Consider the following 24,419-nt stretch of genomic DNA (forward strand, 5'->3'; position numbering starts at 1 on the left):
CCTACGACGGCGTGCGCGGGGCGGCCAGCAGCCGGGCGACGTCGTCGGGCCCGAGCATCAGCGCCCCGCCCACCGTCTCCAGCACCGCCCGCTCGGCGGGCCGGTACGGGCCGTCGGCCACCGCGATCCGCGCGCCCTGGAGCAGGATGCTCTCCCGCCCGGTCGGCGCCAGGTGCGGGGCCAGCGGCTCCAGTGCCTCGTGCAGCTCTATGGCCAGCGCGGTGCCGCACGGCGTCAGGCCGCCCGGCGCGTCCGGACACGCGCCGGGCAGCCGGCCGGTGTCGGCGGCCAGGGCCTCGATGAGGGTGAGCAGCTGCTCCTCGGTGCAGTCCGGGAAGCCCGCCGCGCGCACCGCGTCGACCGCCGCCGCGCGCACCGGGGCGGAGCCGGTGCCGCCCGCGGTGAGCACGGCGAGGGCGACGGTGTGCACGGCGTCGCGCAGCATCGCGGAGAAGCGGGTGGTGGTGGGGTGGCCGAGCACGTCCGTGCCGAACCGGCCGCGGCAGGCGGTGCACTCCACGACGGGAGCGGCGGGCCCGCGCGGGATGAGCGGCAGGCCCAGGACGACGATGCGGCGGTGGCCGGTGCGGCGGCGGTAGTTGCGATCGCCCCCGCACTCGGGGCAGAAGAACTCTCCGTCGCCCACGGTCCGCCACTGAGTGCGTACGCCTACCACACACAGGGCCCGACGACGTGGGTCTTGCGCGTGCACCACGTTGCACCTCCATAACGCTTCGGCCACAGTGCCGCGTGACGTGATGCTAGCCACATCGGGGAGGTGCCGTCAGTACCCGTGCGTAGACAACCAGCCACATGCGGAACCCCGCCCCCCACATGGGGGGACGGGGCGTCAACGCGGTGGCGCGGGTTCCGGTGGCCTCAGCGGTGGGCGCGGTTGACCGCGGAGACCACGGCCTTCAGGGAGGCGCGCACGATGTTGGCGTCGACGCCGACGCCCCACAGCACCTGCCCGGCGACCGCGCACTCGACGTACGCCGCGGCCTGCGCCTCGGCGCCCTCGCTGAGGGTGTGCTCGCTGTAGTCCAGCACGCGCACGTCCACGTCGAGCGCGGACAGCGCGTCCACGAAGGCGGCCAGCGGGCCGTTGCCGGAGCCGGTCAGCACCGCGTCGGCGCCGTCCACCACGGCCTCGACGGTGAGCGCGTCCGTGCCGTCGCTGGTGGTGGAGGTCTGCGCGGTGCGCAGCGCGACCCGGCCCCACGCCTGTCCGGGGACGGGCAGGTACTCGTCCTGGAAAACCGACCAGATCTGTGCCGCAGTGACCTCGCCGCCCTCGGCGTCCGTCTTGGCCTGAATAATCTTCGAGAACTCGATCTGCATCCGGCGCGGCAGGTCCAGCCGGTGCTCGTTCTTCAGCACGTACGCCACGCCGCCCTTGCCGGACTGCGAGTTGACGCGGATGACCGCCTCGTAGCTGCGGCCCACGTCCTTGGGGTCGATGGGCAGGTACGGGACCTCCCACGTCAGGTCGTCCACGGCCGCGCCGCGCTCCTCGGCGGTGGCGGCCATCGCCTCGAAGCCCTTCTTGATGGCGTCCTGGTGGGAGCCGGAAAAGGCGGTGTAGACCAGGTCGCCCGCGTACGGGTGGCGCGGGTGGATCTCCATCTGGTTGCAGTACTCGGCGGTACGGCGGATGTCGTCGATCCGCGAGAAGTCGATCTGCGGGTCGACGCCCTGCGAGAAGAGGTTCATGCCCAGGGTGACCAGGTCCACGTTGCCGGTGCGCTCGCCCTGTCCGAACAGGCAGCCCTCCACCCGGTCCGCGCCCGCCATGACGGCCAGCTCGGCGGCGGCGACGGCCGTGCCCCGGTCGTTGTGCGGGTGCGTCGACAGGCATACGTACGCCCGGCGCGACAGGTGCCGGCCCATCCACTCGAAGCGGTCGGCGTGCGTGGACGGCGTGGAGCGCTCCACGGTGGCGGGCAGGTTGAGGATGATCTCCCGGCCCTCCTCCGGCTGCCACACGTCCATCACGGACTCGCAGACCTCCAGTGCGAAGTCCAGCTCGGTGTCCGTGAAGATCTCGGGGCTGTACTGGTAGCCGAAGACGGTGCGGTCGCCGAGGATCTTGTCGGCGTACTCCATCACCAGCCGGGTGCCGTCGACGGCGATCTGCCGCACCTCGTCGCGGGAGCCACGGAAGACGACGCGGCGGAAGACCGGCGCCGTGGCGTTGTACAGGTGCACGGTCGCGCGGCGGGCGCCGCGCAGCGAGTCCACGGTGCGCTCGATCAGCTCGTCGCGCGCCTGCGTCAGGACGGAGATCGTCACGTCTTCCGGGATCGCGTCCTCCTCGATGATCGACCGTACGAAGTCGTAGTCGGTCTGACCGGAGGAGGGGAAGCCGACCTCGATCTCCTTGAAGCCCAGGCGCACCAGCAGGTCGAACATCTCACGCTTGCGGGCGGGGGTCATGGGGTCGATCAGCGCCTGGTTGCCGTCCCGCAGGTCGGTGGACAGCCAGCGCGGGGCCTTGGTGATGCGCCGGTCCGGCCAGGTGCGGTCGGGCAGGTCCACGGCCTCGTACGGCCGGTACCTGCGCACCGGCATGCCCGAGGGGCGCTGGGTGACGGTCGCGGCGGTGACGGGCGTGGGCCGGCCGACGGCACGTCCGCCGAAGGTCTGCTCGGAGGTACTCATGATCGGGTGGGGTTTCCTCGTGGTCCGGGACCGAAGTCCGCTGGGGCCGACGAGGCGCCGCCAGGCAGCGCCGGACTCCGCGGGGAGGGGGTCGGCCGTCGACTACAGGCCCTCGCCGCGGCAGCTAAGAAGAAGCAGCCCGAAACGCATGATGCCCGCCACACTAGCCGAGTCGCGCGACAGCGGCCACTCGTATCACGATTCGGACCGCAGGATCCCGTCAATCGTACCGGGCGCCTCTCACTCTTTCGCTGCATTCGCGGCAACGCCGTGTTTACCGGTGCGCAACGCAGGGCGACATTCACCCGCATGGACGCCAAGGGAAATCCCGTCTTCTGCACCATCATTCCGCCGCATGTCCTGGACAAGCTGGCCGGCGCCGACGACGCGGCCCGGTACGAGCGGGCCCGCCGCACCCTCGAACACGACGCTCTCCAGCGCACCCGCCGCCGCATGACCACGGTCCGCGGCGTCGCCGCCGCCGCGCCTAGGCCCGGGCCGGCCGACCAGCCGCGGCGCACCATCTACGACGCCAAGCACCACGAGACGCTGCCGGGCAGGAAGGTGCGCGGCGAGGGCGACAAGCCCACCAAGGACGCCACCGTCAACCGCGCCTACGCCGGGCTCGGCGCCACCTTCGAGCTGTACCTGAAGGCGTACGGGCGGCACTCCATCGACGGCTCGGGCCTGCCGCTGGACGCCACCGTCCACTACGGCCACGAGTACGGCAACGCGTTCTGGGACGGCGAGCGCATGGTCTTCGGCGACGGCGACGGCGACCTCTTCCTGGACTTCACCATCCCGGTCGACGTGGTCGGCCACGAGCTGACGCACGGCGTCACCCAGTACAGCGCCAACCTGGAGTACTACGGCCAGTCCGGCGCGCTCAACGAGTCGATGTCCGACGTCTTCGGCTCCCTGGTCAAGCAGTACCAGCTCGGCCAGACCGCCGACCAGGCCGACTGGCTGATCGGCGCCGGGCTGCTCGCAGAGGCCGTCAGCGGCGTGGCGCTGCGGTCCATGAAGGCCCCGGGCACGGCGTACGACGACGACGTGCTCGGCAAGGACCCGCAGCCCGCCACGATGGCCGACTACGTGCGCACCTCCAGCGACAACGGCGGCGTCCACATCAACTCCGGCATCCCCAACCACGCCTTCTACCTCGTCGCCCAGGAGATCGGCGGGCACGCCTGGGAGAAGGCCGGGCAGATCTGGTACGACGTGCTGACCGGCGGCGACCTGGCCGCCGACGCGGAGTTCGCGGACTTCGCGCGGCTGACCGCGGCGGCGGCCACGACGCGCTACGGCGGCGACGGCGCCGAGCGCGAGGCCGTACTCAAGGCGTGGTCCCAGGTCGGCGTCCCCACCGGGTGAGGCGGGGCCCAGACCGGGTATTCGTGGGCCATGCGCATCCGAGTCATCCGCACCGGGGGCTTCGCGGGCATCCCGCGCCGGGCCGAGCTGGACACCGCCGGCCGGCCCGACGAGCGGCACCTGCGCGCCCTGGCGCAGCAGGCCGTCGAGACGGGGCGGGCCGGGCCGGTCCGCGGCGTCCCGGACGGCTTCAGCTACGAGATCACCGTCGACGGCCGCACGGCCCACTGCGCCGACCCCCACCTGACCGACGCCCAGCGGGAGCTGGTGCGCACGGTCCTGAAGGAGGGCGCCTAGCGGCGGCCCGCCGCCGCGTACGTCCCGGACCCCGGCCCGCCGCCGCGTACGTCCCGGATCCCGGCGCGGCGCCGGGGTCCGGGCCGGGGCGTGCCGTGGGGCTTCAGAAGCCGAGCCTGCGCAGCTGCTTCGGGTCGCGCTGCCAGTCCTTGGCCACCTTCACGTGCAGGTCCAGGTAGACCGGGGTGCCCAGCAGGGCCTCGATGTGCCGGCGCGAGGTGGTCCCGACGTGCTTCAGGCGGGCGCCCTTCGGGCCGATCACGATGCCCTTCTGGCTGGGGCGCTCGATGTACAGCGTGGCGTGCACGTCCAGCAGCGGCCGGTCGGCGGGCCGGTCCTCGCGCGGCACCATCTCCTCCACGACCACGGCGATCGAGTGCGGCAGCTCCTCCCGTACGCCCTCCAGGGCCGCCTCGCGGATCAGCTCCGCGACCATGACCTGCTCGGGCTCGTCGGTCAGGTCGCCCTCGGGGTACAGCGGCGGGCCCTCGGGCAGCAGGGGCACCAGCAGGTCGGCGAGCAGCCCGACCTGGCCCGCCCCGCGCCCGGCGCCCCGGCCGCCGCCTTCCCGGCCCTCGGCCGGCCGTCCGCCGGCCCCGCGCTCCCCGCCCGCGGCCCGCTCGGCGTCCACGGCGGACACCGGCACGATCTCGGCCCACTCGATGCCCAGCTCCCTGCCGAGCTGGTCGACGGCCAGCAGCCGCTCGGCCAGCCGCTCGGGCTCGACCAGGTCGGTCTTGGTGACGACGGCCACCTTCGGCGTCTTGCGGATGGCGGCCAGCTCGGCGGCGATGAAGCGGTCGCCGGGGCCGGTGCGCTGGTCGGCGGGCAGGCAGAAGCCGATGACGTCGACCTCGGCCCAGGTGGTGCGCACCACGTCGTTCAGCCGCTCGCCCAGCAGGGTGCGCGGCTTGTGCAGGCCCGGCGTGTCCACCAGCACGAGCTGCGCGTCGGGGCGGTGCACGATGCCGCGCACGGTGTGCCGGGTGGTCTGCGGGCGGTTGGAGGTGATCGCGACCTTCGTGCCCACCAGCGCGTTCGTCAGGGTCGACTTGCCCGCGTTGGGGCGGCCGACGAAGCAGGCGAAGCCCGAGCGGTGCGGTGCCGTCCGGGGCGTGGGCCCGGACGCGGGCGGGGCGGCGGACGGCGGGGTGGGGTCGCTCATGCCGCCCATTCTCCCCGATCACGGGCCCGGCCAGTGCCCCGCCCGGCCGGGCCCGCGGCCGGGGCCCGCCGGGCCCGTCCCACGGCCGTGGGACGTGAACCGGGCCGGCGGGTTCAGCCGAGCAGGGTGCCGGTGCCCTCCGGCGCGAATCCGGCCAGCGCCTCGTCGACGCGGGCCAGCGTCTGGGGGGTGAGCGCGACGCGTGCGGCCGCCAGGTTCTCGGCGATGTGGGCGGGGGTGCGGCTGCCGGGGATGGGCACGACGTGCTCGTCCGCGTGCAGCAGCCAGGCGAGCGCGAGCTGCCCCGGGGTGATGCCCAGCTCGCCGGCGAGGGTGCGCAGCGGCGCGAAACGGTCGTTGTTGGCCTTGAGGTTCGCGTCCTGGAAGCGGGGGATGAAGCGGCGGAAGTCGTCGCCCTGGATGTCCTGGACGGTGCCGGTGAGGAAGCCGCTGCCGAGCGGGCTCCAGGCCACCACGCCGACGCCCAGCTCGCGGGCGGCGGCCAGCAGGTCGGGGTCCACCGGCGTCCACATCGACCACTGGGCCTGCACGGCGGCGACCGGGTGCACGGCGTGGGCGCGGCGCAGTTGGTCGGCGGTGACGTTGGACAGGCCCAGGTGCCGCACCAGGCCGTCGTCGATCAGCTCGGCGACCGCGCCGACGGTGTCCTCGATGGGCACCGTCGGGTCCGGGAAGTGCGGGTAGTACAGGTCGATGTGGTCGGTGCCGAGGGTGCGCAGCGAGGTCTCGGCGTAGCCGCGCACGTACCGGGGTTCGGCGTTGACGGCCAGCTCGCCGAACTCGTAGCGGACGGGGAAGGTGTGGCCCGGCACGCCCTCGGGGAGGCGGAAGCCGAACTTGGTGGCGATGACGACCTCGTCGCGGCGGCCCTTGACGGCCTCGCCGACCAGGCGCTCGTTGTGGCCGTCCAGGCCGTAGCCGTCCGAGGTGTCGATGAGGGTGGCGCCCGCGTCCAGGGCGGCGCGCAGGGCGGCCAGGCCGCGCTCGTCGTCGGTCTGCCCGTACATGCCGGGTGACAGGACCATCGCGCCGAAGCCGATGGCGGAAGCCGTCAGGTCGTCGCCGAGGGTACGGGCGGGGATCGCGGTCACGGGTGGCTCCTCGTCTCGGGGTGCGGGACCGGCGGTGGTCCGCCGGGGCGCGTCCCCCGGCGGGTAACCAGCCTCGCCCGCGGGTCCGGCCGCCGTCCAAGACCTGGGTCCATAACCATCGGCTATGGAGCGGGCCGGAGAGCAGGCGGCCGGATGCCCCGTCAGGCCGGAGTCAGGCCGGAGTCACGCGGGAGTCGTGGCGCGCCAGGTCCCGTCCGGGCCCGCCAGCAGCACCGGGGTGCCCGGCCCGCCCAGGTCCCGCACGGCCGCCAGGTCCTCGGCCGCGGGCTGCTCGGCCCCGGTGACGACCGCCGCGGCCTCCAGGGACTTCGCGCCGCTGGCGACGGCCATCGCCACGGCCGTGCGCAGCGCGCTGAGCCGGAGGGAGTCCAGCGCCACGGTCGCGGCCACGTACGTACGGCCGGTCTCGTCGCGCACGGCCGCGCCCTCGGGCACGCCGTTGCGGGCGCGGGCGGCGCGGGCCAGCGTGATGATCTTGCTGTCTTCGGGGTCCAGGGGTGCGGCTTCGCTCATGCCTCCCGAGCATAGGCGGCCGCACTGACACCGCCGGTCCCGGCGGCCCGCGGCGGCGGGTTCGGGCGGGCGGTACGGGCCGGCTCCCGGCGGCGGCGGGTTCCTGGCGGCCGGTCAGCCCGCGACCGTGGAGAGCCCGCCGCGCCGGCCCTCAGGCGAGGCGAGCCACCGCAGCTTCGCGGCGGTCCCGGTGCCCGGCATCGGGTTCTGGAACGCGATCACCAGGTCGGGTCGGGACGGGATGCGCAGCGGGCTGCTCTCCAGGAACAGCGTGCCGACCAGCGGGTGCTCGATCTCCTTGACCAGCTGCCCGCCGGCCCGTACGTCCCCGCGCGCCCACAGCTCCACGAACTCCGCGCTCTGCTCCGACAGCTCGTCCACCACGGCGGCGAAGCCCTCGTCGTCGGGGTGCTCGGAGCAGGCGAAGCGGAACTGGGCGACGACGCAGGGGGCGTTGCGCTCCCAGCTCGTGACGCGCGAACGGTAGACGGAGTCGGTGAAGTAGGACATCAGGCAGTTCTGCGGCATGCCGGGGCGGAAGCCGAGGACCATGGCGGCCGCCTCGTTGTACGCGACCTGGTTCCAGTACCGGTCCATGATGACGGCGGGGTAGGGCATCCAGTTCTCGATCAGCCGGTGCAGGCCCTCGCACAGGTCGTCCGGGTCGTGGACCGGGCGCGGCAGCGGGGGGTTGAGCCCGGCCAGCACGTACAGGTGGCGGCGCTCGTCGTCGTCCAGCCGCAGCACGCGCGTGATGGCGTCGAGCACCTGCGGCGAGACGGTGATCTCCCTGCCCTGCTCAAGCCACTGGTACCACGAGGCGCCGACGCCGGCCAGCACCGCGACCTCCTCCCGGCGCAGCCCGGGCGTACGGCGCCGGCCGCCGCTGTCGGGCAGGCCCGCCTCGGCCGGGCTGACCCGGGCCCGGCGGCTCACGAGAAAGTCCCGGAGCTCCTGCCGGCGCCGGGACCTGCCGGTGGTGGTCGTCTCGGTGGCCTGTGCCACGCCTCTCCCCCGTTCTGGTCTGCTCTTTCCGCCGCGGTCCGCTGTTGGTCTGGCCGAGTCGGCCGTCGGTCTGCGCCCGCCCGCCGCCACCGGCCGCGGACCCGCTCCGGCGGCGGCGGAGGCTGGTGGTGCGGCCACCAGCACAAGCGCCCGCTCCCCACATCCTCGCCGATCGTTGGAACCTGTCGGTCATGGCGATCGATTCCCCTGCCACACCCCCGACTCCTACCCACGGTACGGGCCGGCCGTCGGCCCGTACCGAGCCCACCGCCGGAGAGCCCACCGCCCAGAAGCCCACCGGAGGCAGGTCCACCGGCGGCGGGTCCACCGGCGGCGAGCCCGGCGCGGGTCCCGCCGAGCGGATGACGCGCCGCGCGAAACTGGTGCTGATGGTGCTGTGCGCCGCGCAGTTCATCATCGCGCTGGACTTCTCGATCCTGAACGTCGCGCTGCCGGCCCTCGGCGACGACCTCGGCATGGGCCAGGCGGACCTCCAGTGGGCGGTCACGGCCTTCGCCCTGCCGTCCGCCGGCTTCCTGCTGCTGTTCGGCAGGATCGCCGACCTGTACGGGCGGCGCAAACTCTTTCTCACCGGGCTCGTGCTGTTCTCGGCGGCGTCCCTGCTGGCCACGCTCGCCTGGAACCCGCCGGTCTTCCTCGCGGCACGCGCCCTGCAGGGCCTCGGCGCGGCCGTGATCGTACCGACCGGCATGTCGCTGATCACCACGACCTTCCCCGAGGGGCCGCAGCGCGCGCGGGCGCTGGGCATCAGCGGCACCCTGCTGTCGCTGGGCTTCACCGTCGGCATGGTGCTGGGCGGCGGCATGACCGACACGCTCGGCTGGCGCTCCACCATGGGCCTGCTCGCCGTGGCGGGCGTGCTGGTGCTGGCCGTGGCCCCGGTGGTGCTGGCCGAGTCGCGGCACCCGGAGCGGCCGCGGGTGGACGTGCCGGGCGCGGTGACCGTCACCGGCGGCCTGCTCGGCGTGGTCTACGGGCTGTCCAGCGCCGCCGAGCGCGGTTTCGGGCGCCCCGACGTGGTCGCGGCGCTCGCGGGCGGGGCGGTGCTGCTCGCCGCGTTCGGCGTGGTGGAGTCGCGCGCCCGCCAGCCGCTGGTGTCGCTGCCGATGCTGCGCCGCCGCACGGTGGCCTGGGGCAACCTGGCGGGCCTGACCACCTTCTCCATGATGGGCGCGGTGGTCTTCCTGCTGACTCTTTATCTCCAGGAAGTGCTGGAACTTTCCGCCCTGACCACGGGTCTCATCTTCGGAGTGCAGGGGGTGCTGTCGGCGGTGGCGGGCCTGGTCGCGCCGCGGGTGATCGGGCGCTTCGGGGCGCGGGCGACGCTGGTCGGCGGGCTGCTCGGGCAGGCCGCGTTCACCGCCGCGCTGCTGGGCATCGGGCGGCAGCAGGGCGGCGCCTGGCTGGCCATGGCGGCGGTCAGCCTGGTCAGCGTCGTCCACCTGTGGGTGATCATCTCCTACGGGGTGATCGCCACCTCCGGCCTGTCGGACGCCGAGCAGGGCCTGGCCACCGGCCTGGTCACCAGCTCCCAGCAGGTCGGCATCACCCTCGGCGTCCCGCTGCTCAGCTCGCTCGCCTCGGCGCACGTCGCCTCCCTGCGGGACGGGGGCGCGAGCTTCGCCGCGGCGACGCTCGGCGGCGTGCGGCTCGCGCTCGGCGTGGACACGGCGGTGCTGGCGGCCGTCGCCGTGCTGGTCGGCGTCGGCCTGCGCGCCCACGGCCGTACGGGGCGGGGGTAACGGCCGGGGGGGGTGACCGCCGGGGTGGCGACGGGCCGGGGAGGGCCCCGGCGTGCGCCTTGGCCGCGTCGCCGCCCCAGCGCCGGGCTACGCCGCGTCGCCGCCCGGTACGCCGTCGGCCGTCGCCTGCGCGGCCGCCACCGGTTCGACCAGCACGGTCACGATGCGGTTGCGGCGGCCCGCGGGCGACTCGGCGGTCAGGCGCAGCGCGGTCGGGCCGGGCACGGCGGGCGCGGCCCCGGCCGCCTCCGCGGGCACGGGCACCTCGGCCGTCGCGCCCGGGATGGGCACCCGGCCCAGGGCCTTGGCCAGCAGCCCGCCGACCGTCTCCACGTCCTCGTCCGCCAGGTCGGTGCCGAACAGCTCGCCGAGGTCGCCGAGCCCCAGTCGGGCGGTGACCCGGTAGGAGCCGTCGCCCAGGTCCGTCACGGGCGGCAGCTCGCGGTCGTACTCGTCGGTGATCTCGCCGACGATCTCCTCCAGGATGTCCTCAATGGTGACGATGCCGGCCGTGCCGCCGTACTCGTCCACGACGACGGCGACGTGGTTGCGCGCCTTCTGCATCTCGCGCAGCAGGTCGCCCGCGTTCTTGGTGTCGGGGACGAAGACCGCGGGCCGCATCGCGGTGGACACCAGGTCGGACTCGGCGTCCCGGTTGATGTGCGTCTTGCGGGCCAGGTCCTTCACGTAGACGATGCCGACGACGTCGTCCTCGCTCTCGCCGGTCACCGGGATGCGGGAGAAGCCGGAGCGCAGCGCGAGGCTGAGGGCCTGGCGGATGGTCTTGTAGCGCTCGATGACGACGAGGTCGGTGCGCGGCACCATCACCTCCCGTACGAGCGTGTCGCCGAGTTGGAAGACGGAGTGCACCATGCGGCGCTCCTCGGCCTCGATCAGCGACTCCTGCTCGGCGAGGTCGACCATCGCGCGCAGCTCGGCCTCGGACGCGAACGGGCCCTGCCGGAAGCCCTTGCCCGGGGTGAGGGCGTTGCCCAGGAGGATCAGCAGGCGGGGCACGGGCCCCAGGACCCGGGCGAGCGGCAGCAGCACGTACGCCGCGGCGGTGGCCGTGCCCAGCGGGTGCTGGCGGCCGATGGTGCGCGGCGAGACGCCGATGGCCACGTAGGACACCAGCACCATGACGCCGATGGCGACGGCCAGCGCCTGCCCGGTGTCCTCGAAGGCGCGCACGCACGCGTAGGTGACGACGGCGCCGGCCGCCACCTCGCAGGCGACGCGCAGCAGCAGGGCGAGGTTGAGGTAGCGGGTGGGGTCCTCGGCGACGGCCATCAGCCGCTTGGCCCCCCGCCGCCCGGAGCGGACGGCCTCCTCGGCGCGGAACCGGGTGGTACGGGCCAGGCCCGCCTCGGCGCAGGCGGCCAGCCAGGCGACGACGACCAGCAGGACGGCCGCGGTGATCGCCTGAGCGCTCATCGGCCGGTCACCGGGTGGTGGGGGCCGGGGACGGGCCGGTGAGGCCCTGCTCGGCGCGCCAGCCGTCGATGATCGCCGCTTGGAGGCCGAACATCTCCGCCCGCTCGTCCGGCTCCTCGTGGTCGTAGCCGAGCAGGTGCAGCACGCCGTGGACGGTCAGCAGCTGGAGCTCCTCGTCCATCGTGTGCCCGGTGGGCGCCTCCTGGCTCTGCTTCCTGGCCACCTCGGGGCACAGCACGATGTCGCCCAGCAGGCCCTGCGGCGGCTCGTCGTCGTCCTTGGCGGGCGGGCGCAGCTCGTCCATGGGGAAGGACATCACGTCGGTGGGGCCGGGCAGGTCCATCCACTGGAGGTGCAGCTGCTCCATGGCGTCGGCGTCGACGGCGATCAGCGACAGCTCGGAGAGCGGGTGGATGCGCATCCGGGCCAGGGCGTAGCGGGCGACGTCCAGGATCGCCCGCTCGTCGAACTCCGTGCCGGATTCGTTGTTGACGTCGATCGCCATGGAGCCTTGGATCTTCTTCTCTCGGGTTGTCTCGGTGGTCCGACCGGTCTGGCTGGTCTGACTGGTCTGACTGGTCGGGTGGTCTGGGGGTGGTCTGCGGTGTCTCAGGCGGGCCCGGGCGGCTCAGGGTGCCCGGAGCCGCCCGGGGTCGCCGACGGCCGGAGGCGCCGCGCGCGGCTCGGCCGGGTCACAGTCCGTTTCGGCTGTCGTACCGCTCGTACGCGTCCACGATGCGGCCGACCAGCTTGTGCCGGACCACGTCGGTGCTGGTGAGCTGGGAGAAGTGCACGTCCGCCACTCCGTCCAGGATCTTCTGGACCTCACGCAGGCCGCTGCGGGTGCCGTTGGGCAGGTCTATCTGCGTCACGTCGCCCGTAATGACGATCTTGGAGTCGAAGCCGAGCCGGGTGAGGAACATCTTCATCTGCTCGGCGTTCGTGTTCTGCGCCTCGTCGAGGATGATGAAGGCGTCGTTCAGCGTGCGGCCGCGCATGTACGCCAGCGGCGCGACCTCGATCGTCCCGGCCGCCATCAGACGGGGGATGGAGTCGGGGTCGAGCATGTCGTGCAGCGCGTCGTACAGCGGGCGCAGGTACGGGTCGATCTTCTCGTAGAGCGTGCCGGGCAGGAAGCCGAGCCGCTCCCCCGCCTCCACCGCGGGCCGGGTCAGGATGATCCGGTTGACCTGCTTGGACTGGAGGGCCTGCACGGCCTTGGCCATGGCCAGGTACGTCTTGCCGGTGCCCGCCGGGCCGATGCCGAAGACGATCGTGTGCTTGTCGATGGCGTCGACATAGCGCTTCTGGTTCAGCGTCTTGGGGCGGATGGTGCGGCCGCGGTTGGAGAGGATGTTCTGCGTGAGCACCTGGGCCGGGGTCGGGTCGGCGCCGCCGCTCTCGCCGTCCTCCGCCGAGCGCAGCATGGCGATCGAGCGCTCCACCGCGTCCTCCGTCATCGGTTGACCGGTGCGCAGCACCAGCATCATCTCGTCGAACAGGCGCTGCACCAGGGCGACCTCGCCCGGGTCGCCGGTCGCGCTGATCTCGTTGCCCCGCACGTGAATGTCGGTGGCCGGAAACGCCCGCTCTATCACCCGCAGAAGGACGTCACCGGAGCCCAGGACCATCACCATCGGGTGTTTGGCCGGGACGGTGAACCGCGCGCTCGCCTGCTGTGCTGGGGCCTGCCGTGCTGTGGTTGATTGCGTCATGGGCCGGCTCTGTGGCCTCCTCCCACCTCCTCAAGGTCTGGTTCTCGCCGCTCGACAACCTCTGCGTACCAGCGTACGACGGGGCACTGACAAGGCCCGAGTGGTTTACCACCCCCGGACCCGCCCGACCTCCCGGAACCCGGCCGGATCCGCCGTAGCGCCACCCCGCCGCTACCCGTGCCGGAACCCGATGGTCGGCACCGCCCGGCGCAGCGGCGAGGGGCGCGCGGTCCCCGGCAGGACGCCGTCCAGGAAGGCGTACCGGCGCAGGGCGGCCGGGTCCTGGTCGTCGTAGGACGTCACGTGGCTCCACCAGGCCGCGATCTCCACCCACCCGGGCGCGGACAGCGAGCCGCCGAACTCCTGCACGGACAGCGCCGCGGTCAGGCCCGCGAAGGCGAGCCGGTCCGCGAGCGGCCAGCCCGCGAGCGTGCCGGTGACGAAGCCCGCCACGAACACGTCCCCGGCGCCGGTGGGGTCCAGCGCCTCCACGGCGATCGCGGGCACCTGCGCGGTCTCGCCGGTGCGCCCGTCGACCGCGTACGCCCCCTCGGCGCCCAGCGTGACGACGGCCAGCGGCACCCGGTCGGCCAGCGCGTGGGCGGCGGCGAGCGGGCAGTCGGTGCGGGTGTAGCGCATGGCCTCGGCCGCGTTCGGCAGGAAGGCCTCGCAGTACTCCAGGCCGGCCAGGTCGGCCGGGTCCCAGCGGCCCGAGTCGTCCCAGCCCACGTCGGCGAAGACCCGGCTGCCGCGGCGGGCGGCCTGCGCCACCCACTCCTCGCGGGCGCCGGGCACCAGTGAGGTGATGGCGGCCCGCGCGGGAGGCGGGCAGTCCGGGGCGGGCTCCTCGGGCGGCGGGGCCTCGTGGCCGTGCGAGACCATCGTGCGCTCGCCCTCGTAGGCCATGGAGACGGTCACCGGGGAGTGCCAGCCGGGGATCGTGCGGGACAGCGACAGGTCGATGCCCTCGCCGCGCTCCAGAGCCTCGCGGCAGTAGTCGCCGTACATGTCGTCGCCGAAGGCGGCGGCCAGCGAGGTGCGCAGGCCGAGGCGGGCGAGCGCGGTGGCCATGTTGGCGACGCCGCCGGGGCTCGACCCCATGCCCCGCGCCCAGGTCTCGGTGCCGCGCACGGGCGCGGCGTCCAGGCCGGTGAAGATGATGTCGAGGAAGACCGTGCCGGTGAGGTAGACGTCCCAGGGCGGGTCGTCCGGTCCGCGCACGGCCGCGAGCGGGTCGAGCAGCGCGCCGCCACCGCGGGCCGCCGGCTGTTCGCCGTCGTGCGTCGTCGTCACCGTGGGCTCCAGGACGGTAGGGGGTGCGGGGGTGGGGGAACGGGCTGTGCCGGGGATACGGCCCGGCGCGGCCAGGTGGTGGATGGGGCCAGTGTGCACGATGCCGCTGACAACGCCGCGCCGTCGTCCGTACGCGCGGGCCGGGGGCGGCGGCGCCGGGGCGGGCGGCGGGTCCATACACGCGGGCGGGCGGCGGCACGCGCGTACGGACGGTCCGCCGGGCGTTTCCCCGCGTCCGTACGGCGGCCGTGCGGGCGGGCCCCGGCAGGGCCTGCCGCCGCCTCAGACGCGCGCGGGCACCGGACGCGCCTCAGACGCGCGCGGGCACCGGAATCCGGTCCAGGTCGCGCGCCACGGACAGCCCGCCGCCGTAGCCCGCCGCCCGGGCCTGGCGCGCGAAGGCGTCCGGGTCGGTGTACCGCTGGGAGAAGTGGGTCAGCACCAGGTGCCGCACGCCCGCGCGGGCCGCGACCAGACCCGCCTGCCCGGCCGTCAGGTGCCCGTACTCCTCGGCCAGCCCCGCGTCCTCGTCCAGGAACGTGGCCTCGATGACCAGCAGGTCGCAGCCCTCCGCCAGCTCCAGTGCGCCCTCGCACATCCGGGTGTCCATGACGAAGGCGAAGCGCTGGCCGCGCCGCACCTCGCTGACCTCCTCAAGGGTGACCCGCCGCCCGTCGGTCTCCAGCACGCCCTCGCGCTGGAGGCGCCCGACCGCGGGTCCGCGGATGCCGCGCGCGGCCAGCCGGCCGGGCACCATGCGCCGTCCGTCCGGCTCGGTGAGGCGGTAGCCGTAGGACTCCACGGGGTGGGACAGCCGGCGCGCCTGGAGGGTGTACGCGCCGGAGTCGGCCAGCACGCAGCCGTCCCCGGTGGCGGGCCGCTCGGCCAGCCGCACCGTCTCGCGGTAGGCGGTCGCGTACCGCATCCGGTCGAAGAAGTGCTGCCCGCTCGCCGGGTAGTGCGCGGTGACCGGGTGCGGCACGCGGTCGAGGTTGACGCGCTGGATCACCCCGGCCAGGCCCAACGAGTGGTCCCCGTGGAAGTGCGTGACGCAGATCCGGTCGACGTCGTGGGCGCTGACCCCGGCGAGCAGCATCTGGCGCTGGGTGCCCTCGCCGGGGTCGAAGAGGATGCCCTCGCCGTCCCACCGCAGCAGGTAGCCGTTGTGGTTGCGGTGCCGGGTCGGCACCTGGCTCGCGGTGCCCAGGACGACCAGTTCTCGCGCCGACACGGGGGCCTTTCGTGCGTGGGGGAGTACGGGGCCGCGCCCCGGGCCGGGCCGCGCGCCGGTGCCCGCCGCGGCTATCCGGGCGGCCACTCCAGGCCGCGGCCGCCGAGGACGTGCGCGTGCGCGTGGAAGACGGTCTGGCCCGCGCCGGTGCCGGTGTTGAACACGATGCGGAAGCCCGTCCCGTCCACCTTCTCGTCGGCGGCCACCGCCCCGGCCTCCCGCAGTATGTCCGCGGCGACGCCGGGCTGGGCCGCGGCCAGCGTGGCGGCGTCCGGGTAGTGGACCTTCGGGATCACCAGGACGTGCGTGGGCGCCTGGGGGTTGATGTCGCGGAAGGCGACGGTCGTCCCGGTCTCGCGCACGACGGTCGCGGGCACGTCCCCGGACACGATCTTGCAGAACAGGCAGTCGGCCTGTGGTTCTCCCGCCACGGGCAGGCTCCTTCGCTCGGCGGCGCTTCACGGCGCGTACGGCCCGGCCCGGATGCCCCGCGCCGCGCGTACGGACCGGATGCTACCGGGCGGACCGGCCGCCTCCGCTGTCGCACTTGCCGATGGCCCGCGTCCGGAACACCCGGTGGCCGTCCACGGCGGCGGTCAGTTCGCCGCGTACGCACCGGCTCTCCTCGGCGTACCGCACCACGCCGGTGATCCGGATCTTCCGGTCGTCGTCGGTCCGGCCCCGGCAGTCGATGGACACGTCGGGACTGCGCGAGGCGGACGAGCCCGCCACCCGCTCCTCCTTCGGATCCCCGGTGCACGTCAGCCACCGCACGCTCAGGCCGCCGCGCTCCAGCGCGCGCGTACTGAGCTTGTCGGTGGTGAAGGCCACACTGGCCGGACCGAGACCGCTCTCGTCCGGATCGCAGCCCGTCAGCGCGACCGCCGCGGCGGCGGCCGCGACCGCCGCGAGCAGAAGCCGCCCGTGCCCTACCCGCCGTACTCGTTTCATTGCCCCCATAGACGATCAGCGTCCCATCTGGCCACGCGGACGGGAAGACCGCCACGCGGGCGGCCGCGCACCGGGGCGGCCCGGCGCGGTCAGCTCCAGCGGCCGGTGCGGCCCAGCAGCAGCGCGGCCGCCGCGGTCCCGGCCGTGGAGGTGCGCAGCACGCTGCGGCCCAGCCGGTACGGGCGCGCGCCCGCCTCGGCGAAGGCCGCCAGCTCCTCCGGGGCCACGCCGCCCTCCGGCCCGATCACCAGCACCGCGCCGTCGCCGGCTGCCCGCGCGTGCGGCTCGCCCGCGCCGCCCGGCCACGGCAGCGGCGCCGTCGCCAGCGGCACGGTCGCGTCCTCGTGCAGGACCGCCGCGAAACCCGCCGCCGCGAGCAGGCCGGCCACCTGCGCCGTGGTCATCGGGTCGGCCACCTCCGGAAAGGTCAGGCGGCGGGACTGCTTGCCCGCCTCCCGCGCGGTCGCACGCCACTTGGCCAGGGACTTCCGCCCGCGCTCGGCGCGCCACTGGGTGACGCAGCGGGCGGCGGTCCACGGCACGATCGCGTCGACCCCGGTCTCCGTCATGGCCTCCACGGCCAGCTCGCCCCGCTCGCCCTTCGGCAGCGCCTGCACGACGGTCAGGCGCGGCTTCGGCGGGTCCTCGGTGCGGACCTCGGCGACGTCCACGTCGAGCCGGTCCGGGGCGGCCACGGCGGCCACCGTGCCGTACGCGCCGGTGCCCGCGCCGTCCGTCAGCACGATCTGCTCGCCGACCCGCAGCCGGCGCACGGCCACCGCGTGCCGCCCCTCCGGCCCGTCGAGCGTGACCCGGTCGCCGACGGCGGCGCTGGCCAGCGAGGCGGCCACGAACACGGGAGCGGTCACGAGGCGGCCCCGCCCGGTACGTCCTGCGCGCGCCGCGCGTCCTGTGCGGCCTGTGCGGCCCGGGCCGCGGCCAGCTCGGCCGCGAGCACGCCGACCAGTTCGGCGGCGGGCAGCGGGCGCGCCAGCCGGTGGCCCTGGCCCGCCCACAGCGCGACGGCCTGCGGGTCGCCCGCCGAGGCCGCCGCGCGGCGCAGTCCAGCGGTGAGGTGGTGCACCTGGGGGTAGGCGGCGGGAGCGTACGGGCCGTACGCGCGTACGAAGCGGTTGACCAGCCCGCGGGCCGGGCGGCCGGAGAAGGCGCGGGTCAGCTCGGTGCGGGTGAAGGCCGGGTCGGTCAGCGCCCGTTTGTGCGGCTCGCTCGCCGCCGACTCGGGGCAGGCCAGGAAGGCGGTCCCGAGCTGGGCGGCCGCCGCGCCCGCGGCCAGCACGGCGGCGATCTGAGCGCCGCGCATCAGCCCGCCCGCCGCGACGACCGGCAGCCGCACGGCCTCGCGGACCTCGGCCAGCAGCGTCAGCAGCCCGCGGCCCGTGCCGTCGGCGAGCGGGTCGTCGCGGTGCGTGCCCTGGTGGCCGCCGGCCTCCACGCCCTGCGCGCACACGGCGTCGGCGCCCGCCTCCTCGGCGGCCCGCGCCTCGTCGGCGGAGGTGACGGTGACGACGGTGGCCGTGCCCGCGCAGGCGAAGTCCGCCAGGACGGCGGGGTCCGGGCAGCCGAAGGTGAAGGAGACGACCGGCACGGGGTCCGCGAGGAGCAGCGCGATCTTGGCGTCGTAGGCGTCGTCGGCGGGCCCGTCCGGGTCGCCGAGCGGCACGCCGTAGCGGTCGGCCTCGGCCGCGAGCCGTTCCGCGTAGACCTTCACGGCCGACGGGTCGGCGGCGATCGGGTGGGGCATGAAGAGGTTCACGCCGAAGGGCCGGGACGTCCGCTCGCGCACCGCCGCGATCTCCGCGCGCACCGCCTCCGGCGCCTTGTACCCCGCGGCGAGGAAGCCGAGCCCGCCCGCGCCGGAGACGGCGGCGGCCAGCGGCGGGCCGGAGGCTCCCCCGGCCATCGGAGCCTGCACGATCGGGTGGCGCAGACCGGCGGCCAGGGACGTGAACGGGGTCGGCGGCGTGGCCGCGGTCGGTGCGGAGCACATGCGCCCATCGTGTCACGGCCCGGAATCCGCCCGGCGAGGGGACGTACGGCACGGCGGTACGGCCCAGGGCGCGCGGCCCGGGCGTACGGCGCGGGAGGGCCGGGTCCGGGTTCGCGCGGCGTCCGGACGTACGGCTCGGCGTACGCCGCAGGGTGCGGTCCCGTGCCGTACGGGCGGCGCACGGTCGGCCACGTCCGCCGGACGGCGCGCGACCCGGCGCGCGCCCAGCGGCCCGCGCCCGGCGCACGTCTGCCGTCACCTGCCGTTGAACGCGTCCTTCAGCCGGGAGAACAGGCCCTGCTGGCCCGGCTTGAACTCGCCCATGGGCCGCTCCTCGCCGCGCAGCTTGGCCAGCCGCCGCAGCAGCTCCTCCTGCTCCGGGTCGAGCTTGGCCGGCGTCTGCACCTCCACGTGCACCACCAGGTCGCCCCGGCCGCCGCCGCGCAGGTGGGTGACGCCGCGCTGGTGCAGCGGGATCGACTGGCCGGACTGGGTGCCGGGCCGGATGTCGACCTCCTCCAGGCCGTCCAGCGTCTCCAGCGGCACCTTCGTGCCCAGGGCGGCGGCCGTCATGGGGATGGTGACCGTGCAGTGCAGGTCGTCGCCGCGGCGCTGGAAGACCGGGTGCGGCACCTCGTGGATCTCCACGTACAGGTCGCCGGCCGGGCCGCCGCCGGGGCCGACCTCGCCCTCGCCGGCCAGCTGGATGCGGGTGCCGTTGTCCACACCGGCCGGGATCTTCACGGTCAGCGTGCGGCGCGAGCGGACCCGCCCGTCACCCGCGCACTCCGGGCAGGGGCTGGGCACCACGGTGCCGAAGCCGTGGCACTGCGGGCACGGCCGCGAGGTCATGACCTGGCCCAGGAAGGACCGGGTGACCTGGGAGACCTCACCGCGGCCGCGGCACATGTCGCAGGTCTGCGCGGACGTGCCGGGCGCCGCGCCCTCGCCGCGGCAGGTCGTGCACACCACGGCGGTGTCCACCTGGAGGTCCTTGGTGGTGCCGAAGGCGGCCTCCTCCAGCTCGATGTCGATACGGATCATGGCGTCCTGGCCGCGCCGGGTGCGCGAGCGCGGGCCGCGCTGCGCCGCGCCGCCGAAGAAGGCGTCCATGATGTCGGAGAAGTTGCCGAAGCCCGCGCCGAAGCCGCCGGCCCCGCCACCGCCGCCGTTGGCCGACAGCGGGTCGCCGCCGAGGTCGTAGACCTGCTTCTTCTGCGGGTCCGACAGCACCTCGTAAGCGGCGTTGATCTCCTTGAACCGCTCCTGGGTCTTCGGGTCCGGATTCACGTCCGGGTGCAGCTCGCGCGCGAGCCGGCGAAACGCCTTCTTGATCTCGTCCTGCGAGGCATCGCGCCGCACACCGAGAACCGCGTAGTAGTCCGTCGCCACTTAAGACTCCGCCAGGATCTGTCCGACGTAACGTGCCACTGCCCGTACCGCTCCCATCGTTCCGGGGTAGTCCATGCGGGTTGGTCCGACCACACCGAGCTTGGCGACCGCCTCGTCGCCCGAACCGTAGCCCACCGAGACGACCGAGGTGGAGGTCAGCCCCTCGTGCGCGTTCTCGTGGCCGATACGGACCGTCATCCCGGAATCCTTGGCCTCGCCGAGCAGCTTCAGGAGCACCACGTGCTCCTCCAGAGCCTCCAGCACCGGCCGGATCGTCAGCGGGAAGTCGTGCGCGAAGCGCGTGAGGTTGGCGGTGCCGCCGATCAGCAGCCGCTCCTCGGTCTCCTCGACCAGGCACTCCAGCAGCGTGGCCAGCACGGCCACGACCGCGCCCCGCTCCTCCTGCTCGAACGACTCCGGCAGGTCCTGCACCAGCCGCGGCACGTCCGAGAACCTCCGGCCCACCACCCGGCTGTTCAACCGGGCCCGCAGGTCCGCCAAAGCCTCGTCGCCGACCGGCCCGGGGCAGTCCACCATACGCTGCTCGACCCGCCCGGTATCGGTGATGACCACCAGCATGATCCGGGCCGACGCCATCGACAGCAACTCCACGTGCCGGACCGTCGAGCGGGTCAGCGACGGGTACTGCACCACGGCGACCTGCCGGGTCAGCTGCGCCAGCAGCCGGACCGTGCGGGCCACCACGTCGTCCAGGTCGACCGCGCCGTCGAGGAAGTTCTGGATGGCGCGGCGCTCGGGCGAGGACAGCGGCTTGACGTCCGCGAGCTTGTCGACGAAGAGGCGGTAGCCCTTGTCCGTGGGGATGCGGCCGGCGCTGGTGTGCGGCTGGGCGATGTAGCCCTCCTCCTCCAGCACGGCCATGTCGTTGCGCACCGTGGCCGGCGAGACGCCGAGCCGGTGCCGCTCGGTGAGCGCCTTGGACCCGACCGGCTCCTCCGTGCCGACGTAGTCCTGGACGATGGCGCGCAGCACTTCCAGCCTGCGTTCACTGAGCACCTGCACACCTCCAGTCCTGCCGGTCCACCGGGTCCCTCCCGCGGATCGCCGGTGGCGGGCCCTTCCCCGGGCCCTCCCCCGGGCGCCTTCCTGGCACTCACCCGGCCCGAGTGCCAGAAATCCTCCAGCCAGTGTACGGCCGTGTGCCGTGGCGTGGGCAAGACCGGATGCCCCACCGCCTTCCGCCGCGGTCTTGGCCCACCGCCTTCCGCGGCGCGCTTCGCCCACCGCCTTCCGCCGCGGTCTTCGCCCACCGCCTTCCGCGGCGCGCTTCGCCCACCGCCTTCCGCCGCGGTCTTCGCCCACCGCCTTCCGCGGCGCGCTTCGCCGCCACGGGTTTAGCGTCGGCGCATGGAGACCTGTCGGGAAGAGCCGGGAACGGAATCCGAGGCGGAGCGCCTGGCGCCCGGGGTGGTGCGGTGGCGCCTGCCGGGCTGGGACGCGACGGCCGGGGCGGTCGCGGGCGCGGCGGGCGTCCTCGTGGTGGACACCGGCTCCTCGCTGCGTGAGGGGGCGTGGATCCGCCGCCGGGTCACCCGGCTCCTGGGCCGCCGGCCCACGCACGTCGCGCTCACCCACGCCCACTTCGACCACGTCCTGGGCACGGGCGCCTTCGCGGGCTGCGCGGTGTACGGGGCGGCGGGGCTGGCCGGGCCGCTGTGCGAGGGGCGGGAGGCGGTGGGCGCGGACGCCGTGCGGTACGGCGCCGACCCGGCCGCCGCGGCCGAGGCCGCCGACCTGCTGGTCCACCCGCCGCGTCCGGTGACCGGGGAGCTGGCCGTGGACCTGGGCGGCCGGAGCGTGCTGCTGGCGGACGTGGGCCCCGGCCACACCGCTCACGACCTGGCCGTGGTGGTACCCGGCCGGCCCCGGGTGGTGTTCTGCGGCGACCTGGTGGAGGAGTCCGGGCCGCCGCAGGCGGGGCCCGACGCGCTGCCCGACCGGTGGCCCGCCGCCCTGGACCGGCTGCTGGCCCTGGGCGGCGAGGACGCGGTGTACGTGCCCGGGCACGGCTCGGCCGTGGACGCGGACTTCGTCCGGACGCAGCGCGACGCTCTGGCGGCCCGCTTCGGCGGGCGCGGCTGAGGCCGCTACGAGGAGCGGCGGACCGTACGGCTGAGGCGCGGCTGACGTACGGCTGAGGTCGCTGTGAGGCGCGGTGACAGGTCCGGGGGTGAAAGGTCCGGGGACGGTGGGGCGGGGCCGAGGCCCGGCCGGGTCCGGGCGCCGTGGGGCCGCTATCGTCGGGCGGATGCGGAGCCGACAGTACGACCCGGACCTGACCCCGCCGTGGAAGCGGCCCGCGCCGGTGCCGGAGCTGCCCGCCGAGCCGGGGCTCGTGGTGGAGGAGGCCACGACCGGCTTCTGCGGCGCCGTGATCCGGTGGGAGAAGTCGGCGCAGGGCCTGACGGTCACTCTTGAGGACCGTTTCGGTAAACATCGGGTCTTTCCCATGACGGAGCGCGGCTTCCTGCTGGAGGGGCGCGTCGTCACGCTCGTACGCCCTCCTGCCGCGCCCGGCGCGCCGCAGGGTCCGGGGCGTACGGCGTCCGGCTCGATCGCCGTCCCGGGCGCCCGCGCGCGGGTGGCGCGCGCCGGGCGGCTGTACGTGGAGGGCCGCCACGACGCGGAGCTGGTCGAGCGGGTGTGGGGAGACGACCTGCGCATCGAGGGCGTCGTCGTGGAGTACCTGGAGGGCGTGGACGACCTGCCCGAGATCGTGCACGCCTTCTCCCCCGGGCCCGGAGCGCGCCTGGGCGTGCTCGTGGACCACCTGGTGCCCGGCTCCAAGGAGTCCCGCATCGCGGCGCAGGTCACCGGCGAGCACGTGCTGGTCACCGGGCACCCCTTCGTCGACGTGTGGCAGGCGGTGAAGCCGTCGTCGCTCGGGATCGAGGCGTGGCCGGCCGTGCCGCTCGGCCAGGACTGGAAGACGGGGGTGTGCCGGGCGCTGGGCTGGCCGGAGAACACCGGGGCGGCGTGGCGCCGGGTGCTGGGCGCGGTCCGCTCGTACAAGGACCTGGAGCCGGAGCTGCTGGGCCGGGTGGAGGAGCTGATCGACTTCGTCCTCGCCGGCTGAGGTGACCCGACGGGGCGCGGCAGCGGCGCCGGACGACCTGGTCGGCTGACCGCCGGTCGACCAGGTCCGTCCGCCGGTCAGTCGACCAGGTCGCGGACCACCGCGTCCGCCAGCAGCCGCCCGCGCAGCGTCAGCACGGCCCGGCCCGCCGCGTACGGGCCCGGCTCCAGNCGCGTCCGCCAGCAGCCGCCCGCGCAGCGTCAGCACGGCCCGGCCCGCCGCGTACGGGCCCGGCTCCAGCAGCCCGTCGGCCACCGCACGCGCCGCCGCGGCGGCCCCGGCCGGGCGCAGGATCTCCAGCGGGCAGCCGTCGGCCAGGCGCAGCTCCAGCAGGACGCGCTCCACGCGCCGGTCCTCGTCCGACAGCACCTCCCGCCCGGCGCCCGGCGAGGCGCCCGCGGCGAGGGCACGGGCGTACGCGGCCGGGTGGCGCACGTTCCACCAGCGCACGCCGCCCACGTGGCTGTGCGCGCCGGGTCCGGCGCCCCACCAGTCGGCGCCGCGCCAGTACAGCTCGTTGTGGCGGCAGCGGGCCGCGGCGGAGGCGGCCCAGTTGGACACCTCGTACCACTGGAGACCGGCCGCCGACAGCGTCTGCTCGGCGATCAGGTACCGGTCGGCGTGCGCGTCGTCGTCGGTCGTCGGCAGCTCGCCGCGCCGCACCCGCCGGGCCAGCCGCGTGCCCTCCTCCACGATCAGCGCGTAGGCCGAGACGTGGTCGGGCCCGGCGCCCAGCGCGGCCTCCAGCGAGGCCCGCCAGTCGTCGTCGCTCTCCCCCGGCGTGCCGTAGATCAGGTCGAGGTTGACGTGCTCGAACCCGGCCGCGCGCGCCTCGGCGACGCACTGCTCGGGCCGGCCCGGGGTGTGGGTGCGCTCCAGGACGCGCAGCACGTGCGGCCGGGCGCTCTGCATGCCGAAGGAGATCCGGGTGAAGCCGCCTTCCCGCAGCGCGGCCAGGTAGGCCGGGTCCACCGACTCGGGGTTGGCCTCGGTGGTGACCTCCGCGCCGTCGGCCAGGCCGAACTCCTCCCGGACGGCCGCGAGCATCCGCACCAGGTCCCGCGCCGGGAGCAGGGTCGGCGTGCCGCCGCCGACGAACACGGTCTGGACCGGGCGCGGGTCGTCGCCCAGCACCTTGCGCGCGAGCCGGACCTCCTCGGTGAGCGTGTCGGCGTAGCGGTCGCGCGAGGCGGTCGTGCCGTCCGGGCCGCGCAGCTCGGCGGCGGTGTAGGTGTTGAAGTCGCAGTAGCCGCAGCGGGTGGCGCAGTACGGCACGTGCAGGTAGAAGCCGAGCGGCCGGCCCGCGGCGCCGGCGAGCGCGGCGGCGGGCAGCACGCCGCCCTCGGGCACGGGCTCGCCGTCGGGAAGTGCGGAAGGCATGCGCCCA

The 24,419-nt window shown here is 74.9% G+C and carries 22 protein-coding genes and 1 pseudogene; 5 read left to right on the forward strand and 18 right to left on the reverse strand.

Annotation, left to right across the window (positions count from 1 at the left end):
• Position 1: 1 nt before the first annotated feature.
• Both RKE29_RS03085 and leuA read right to left on the reverse strand, forming a co-directional pair.
• Positions 2 to 682: a TerB family tellurite resistance protein gene (locus RKE29_RS03085; protein ID WP_312003468.1), complete on the reverse strand. Its 681-nt coding sequence runs from the start codon at positions 680 to 682 to the stop codon at positions 2 to 4.
• 197 nt (positions 683 to 879) lie between these two features.
• Entirely contained in the window at positions 880 to 2,661 is a 1,782-nt protein-coding gene (leuA, locus tag RKE29_RS03090) for a 2-isopropylmalate synthase (protein WP_312003439.1), read from the reverse strand.
• Between the two features lie 309 nt (positions 2,662 to 2,970).
• On the opposite strand from leuA, the gene RKE29_RS03095 reads away from it, so the two are divergent.
• Positions 2,971 to 4,035 carry a M4 family metallopeptidase gene (locus RKE29_RS03095; RefSeq protein WP_312003440.1) on the forward strand — a complete coding sequence of 355 codons (1,065 nt, stop codon included), beginning with the start codon at positions 2,971 to 2,973 and terminating at the stop codon, positions 4,033 to 4,035.
• A 30-nt stretch (positions 4,036 to 4,065) separates the two neighbouring features.
• A complete protein-coding gene (locus tag RKE29_RS03100; protein ID WP_312003441.1) occupies positions 4,066 to 4,332 on the forward strand; it encodes a protealysin inhibitor emfourin in 267 nt (88 codons plus the stop codon).
• 103 nt (positions 4,333 to 4,435) lie between these two features.
• On the opposite strand, the gene RKE29_RS03105 is transcribed toward RKE29_RS03100, so the two are convergent.
• The 4 genes from RKE29_RS03105 to RKE29_RS03120 all read right to left on the reverse strand — a co-directional run bounded on the left by RKE29_RS03105 (position 4,436) and on the right by RKE29_RS03120 (position 8,148).
• Entirely contained in the window at positions 4,436 to 5,497 is a 1,062-nt protein-coding gene (locus RKE29_RS03105) for a GTPase Era (protein ID WP_312003442.1), read from the reverse strand.
• Positions 5,498 to 5,610: 113 nt separating this feature from the next.
• On the reverse strand, positions 5,611 to 6,609 hold the full coding sequence (locus tag RKE29_RS03110) for an aldo/keto reductase (protein ID WP_312003443.1): 999 nt from the start codon (positions 6,607 to 6,609) through the stop codon (positions 5,611 to 5,613).
• Between the two features lie 183 nt (positions 6,610 to 6,792).
• Positions 6,793 to 7,143: a cytidine deaminase gene (locus RKE29_RS03115; RefSeq protein ID WP_312003444.1), complete on the reverse strand. Its 351-nt coding sequence runs from the start codon at positions 7,141 to 7,143 to the stop codon at positions 6,793 to 6,795.
• Positions 7,144 to 7,257: 114 nt separating this feature from the next.
• Positions 7,258 to 8,148, reverse strand: coding sequence for a helix-turn-helix transcriptional regulator (locus RKE29_RS03120; RefSeq protein WP_312003445.1), 891 nt, complete (start codon positions 8,146 to 8,148; stop codon positions 7,258 to 7,260).
• A gap of 362 nt (positions 8,149 to 8,510) precedes the next feature.
• On the opposite strand from RKE29_RS03120, the gene RKE29_RS03125 reads away from it, so the two are divergent.
• Complete coding sequence (locus RKE29_RS03125; protein ID WP_312003469.1) at positions 8,511 to 9,911, forward strand: MFS transporter; 1,401 nt, start codon at positions 8,511 to 8,513, stop codon at positions 9,909 to 9,911.
• A gap of 87 nt (positions 9,912 to 9,998) precedes the next feature.
• On the opposite strand, the gene RKE29_RS03130 is transcribed toward RKE29_RS03125, so the two are convergent.
• The 11 genes from RKE29_RS03130 to hrcA all read right to left on the reverse strand — a co-directional run bounded on the left by RKE29_RS03130 (position 9,999) and on the right by hrcA (position 20,952).
• Positions 9,999 to 11,345: a hemolysin family protein gene (locus RKE29_RS03130; RefSeq protein WP_312003446.1), complete on the reverse strand. Its 1,347-nt coding sequence runs from the start codon at positions 11,343 to 11,345 to the stop codon at positions 9,999 to 10,001.
• A 7-nt stretch (positions 11,346 to 11,352) separates the two neighbouring features.
• Positions 11,353 to 11,850 (reverse strand): rRNA maturation RNase YbeY, encoded by a 498-nt coding sequence (ybeY, locus tag RKE29_RS03135; protein ID WP_312003447.1) that lies wholly within the window; start codon positions 11,848 to 11,850, stop codon positions 11,353 to 11,355.
• Positions 11,851 to 12,037: 187 nt separating this feature from the next.
• Entirely contained in the window at positions 12,038 to 13,060 is a 1,023-nt protein-coding gene (locus RKE29_RS03140; RefSeq protein ID WP_312003448.1) for a PhoH family protein, read from the reverse strand.
• 171 nt (positions 13,061 to 13,231) lie between these two features.
• Positions 13,232 to 14,353 (reverse strand): PfkB family carbohydrate kinase, encoded by a 1,122-nt coding sequence (locus RKE29_RS03145; RefSeq protein WP_312003449.1) that lies wholly within the window; start codon positions 14,351 to 14,353, stop codon positions 13,232 to 13,234.
• 310 nt (positions 14,354 to 14,663) lie between these two features.
• Positions 14,664 to 15,584, reverse strand: a complete 921-nt coding sequence (locus RKE29_RS03150; protein WP_312003450.1) for a ribonuclease Z — start codon at positions 15,582 to 15,584, stop codon at positions 14,664 to 14,666.
• A gap of 71 nt (positions 15,585 to 15,655) precedes the next feature.
• Positions 15,656 to 16,015 carry a histidine triad nucleotide-binding protein gene (locus RKE29_RS03155; RefSeq protein ID WP_312003451.1) on the reverse strand — a complete coding sequence of 120 codons (360 nt, stop codon included), beginning with the start codon at positions 16,013 to 16,015 and terminating at the stop codon, positions 15,656 to 15,658.
• Positions 16,016 to 16,097: 82 nt separating this feature from the next.
• On the reverse strand, positions 16,098 to 16,535 hold the full coding sequence (locus RKE29_RS03160) for a hypothetical protein (RefSeq protein ID WP_312003452.1): 438 nt from the start codon (positions 16,533 to 16,535) through the stop codon (positions 16,098 to 16,100).
• Between the two features lie 89 nt (positions 16,536 to 16,624).
• Positions 16,625 to 17,404: a 16S rRNA (uracil(1498)-N(3))-methyltransferase gene (locus RKE29_RS03165; protein ID WP_312003453.1), complete on the reverse strand. Its 780-nt coding sequence runs from the start codon at positions 17,402 to 17,404 to the stop codon at positions 16,625 to 16,627.
• Positions 17,401 to 18,456 carry a nitronate monooxygenase gene (locus RKE29_RS03170; protein WP_369016018.1) on the reverse strand — a complete coding sequence of 352 codons (1,056 nt, stop codon included), beginning with the start codon at positions 18,454 to 18,456 and terminating at the stop codon, positions 17,401 to 17,403. Before RKE29_RS03170 ends, RKE29_RS03165 begins: the two co-directional genes overlap by 4 nt.
• A 342-nt stretch (positions 18,457 to 18,798) precedes the next feature.
• Positions 18,799 to 19,935 (reverse strand): molecular chaperone DnaJ, encoded by a 1,137-nt coding sequence (gene dnaJ / locus RKE29_RS03175; RefSeq protein WP_312003455.1) that lies wholly within the window; start codon positions 19,933 to 19,935, stop codon positions 18,799 to 18,801.
• Positions 19,936 to 20,952, reverse strand: a complete 1,017-nt coding sequence (hrcA, locus tag RKE29_RS03180; RefSeq protein ID WP_312003456.1) for a heat-inducible transcriptional repressor HrcA — start codon at positions 20,950 to 20,952, stop codon at positions 19,936 to 19,938. It abuts the gene before it with no gap.
• A gap of 351 nt (positions 20,953 to 21,303) precedes the next feature.
• Between hrcA and RKE29_RS03185 the strand changes: the two genes are divergently transcribed.
• Positions 21,304 to 22,038 (forward strand): MBL fold metallo-hydrolase, encoded by a 735-nt coding sequence (locus RKE29_RS03185; RefSeq protein WP_312003457.1) that lies wholly within the window; start codon positions 21,304 to 21,306, stop codon positions 22,036 to 22,038.
• 166 nt (positions 22,039 to 22,204) lie between these two features.
• Positions 22,205 to 23,032 (forward strand): DUF3097 domain-containing protein, encoded by an 828-nt coding sequence (locus RKE29_RS03190; protein WP_312003458.1) that lies wholly within the window; start codon positions 22,205 to 22,207, stop codon positions 23,030 to 23,032.
• 171 nt (positions 23,033 to 23,203) lie between these two features.
• On the opposite strand, the pseudogene hemW reads toward RKE29_RS03190, so the two are convergent.
• Positions 23,204 to 24,412 (reverse strand): annotated as a pseudogene (gene hemW / locus RKE29_RS03195) (radical SAM family heme chaperone HemW); the annotation flags it as partial.
• Positions 24,413 to 24,419 lie beyond the last annotated feature (7 nt).

The sequence above is a fragment of the Streptomyces sp. B1866 genome (genome assembly GCF_031932565.1).
In the GTDB taxonomy this organism is placed as follows: domain Bacteria; phylum Actinomycetota; class Actinomycetes; order Streptomycetales; family Streptomycetaceae; genus Streptomyces.

Excerpts from the sequence above, each read along its gene's own strand:
- RKE29_RS03140 (WP_312003448.1), bottom strand. The coding sequence starts at position 13,060 with ATGACGCAATCAACCACAGCACGGCAGGCCCCAGCACAGCAGGCGAGC.
- RKE29_RS03170 (WP_369016018.1), bottom strand. The coding sequence starts at position 18,456 with ATGGCCGGGGGAGCCTCCGGCCCGCCGCTGGCCGCCGCCGTCTCCGGC.
- RKE29_RS03105 (WP_312003442.1), bottom strand. The coding sequence starts at position 5,497 with ATGAGCGACCCCACCCCGCCGTCCGCCGCCCCGCCCGCGTCCGGGCCC.
- RKE29_RS03130 (WP_312003446.1), bottom strand. The coding sequence starts at position 11,345 with ATGAGCGCTCAGGCGATCACCGCGGCCGTCCTGCTGGTCGTCGTCGCC.
- RKE29_RS03185 (WP_312003457.1), top strand. The coding sequence starts at position 21,304 with ATGGAGACCTGTCGGGAAGAGCCGGGAACGGAATCCGAGGCGGAGCGC.
- RKE29_RS03190 (WP_312003458.1), top strand. The coding sequence starts at position 22,205 with ATGCGGAGCCGACAGTACGACCCGGACCTGACCCCGCCGTGGAAGCGG.
- RKE29_RS03125 (WP_312003469.1), top strand. The coding sequence starts at position 8,511 with ATGACGCGCCGCGCGAAACTGGTGCTGATGGTGCTGTGCGCCGCGCAG.
- leuA (WP_312003439.1), bottom strand. The coding sequence starts at position 2,661 with ATGAGTACCTCCGAGCAGACCTTCGGCGGACGTGCCGTCGGCCGGCCC.
- RKE29_RS03115 (WP_312003444.1), bottom strand. The coding sequence starts at position 7,143 with ATGAGCGAAGCCGCACCCCTGGACCCCGAAGACAGCAAGATCATCACG.
- RKE29_RS03095 (WP_312003440.1), top strand. The coding sequence starts at position 2,971 with ATGGACGCCAAGGGAAATCCCGTCTTCTGCACCATCATTCCGCCGCAT.
- RKE29_RS03100 (WP_312003441.1), top strand. The coding sequence starts at position 4,066 with ATGCGCATCCGAGTCATCCGCACCGGGGGCTTCGCGGGCATCCCGCGC.
- ybeY (WP_312003447.1), bottom strand. The coding sequence starts at position 11,850 with ATGGCGATCGACGTCAACAACGAATCCGGCACGGAGTTCGACGAGCGG.
- RKE29_RS03160 (WP_312003452.1), bottom strand. The coding sequence starts at position 16,535 with ATGAAACGAGTACGGCGGGTAGGGCACGGGCGGCTTCTGCTCGCGGCG.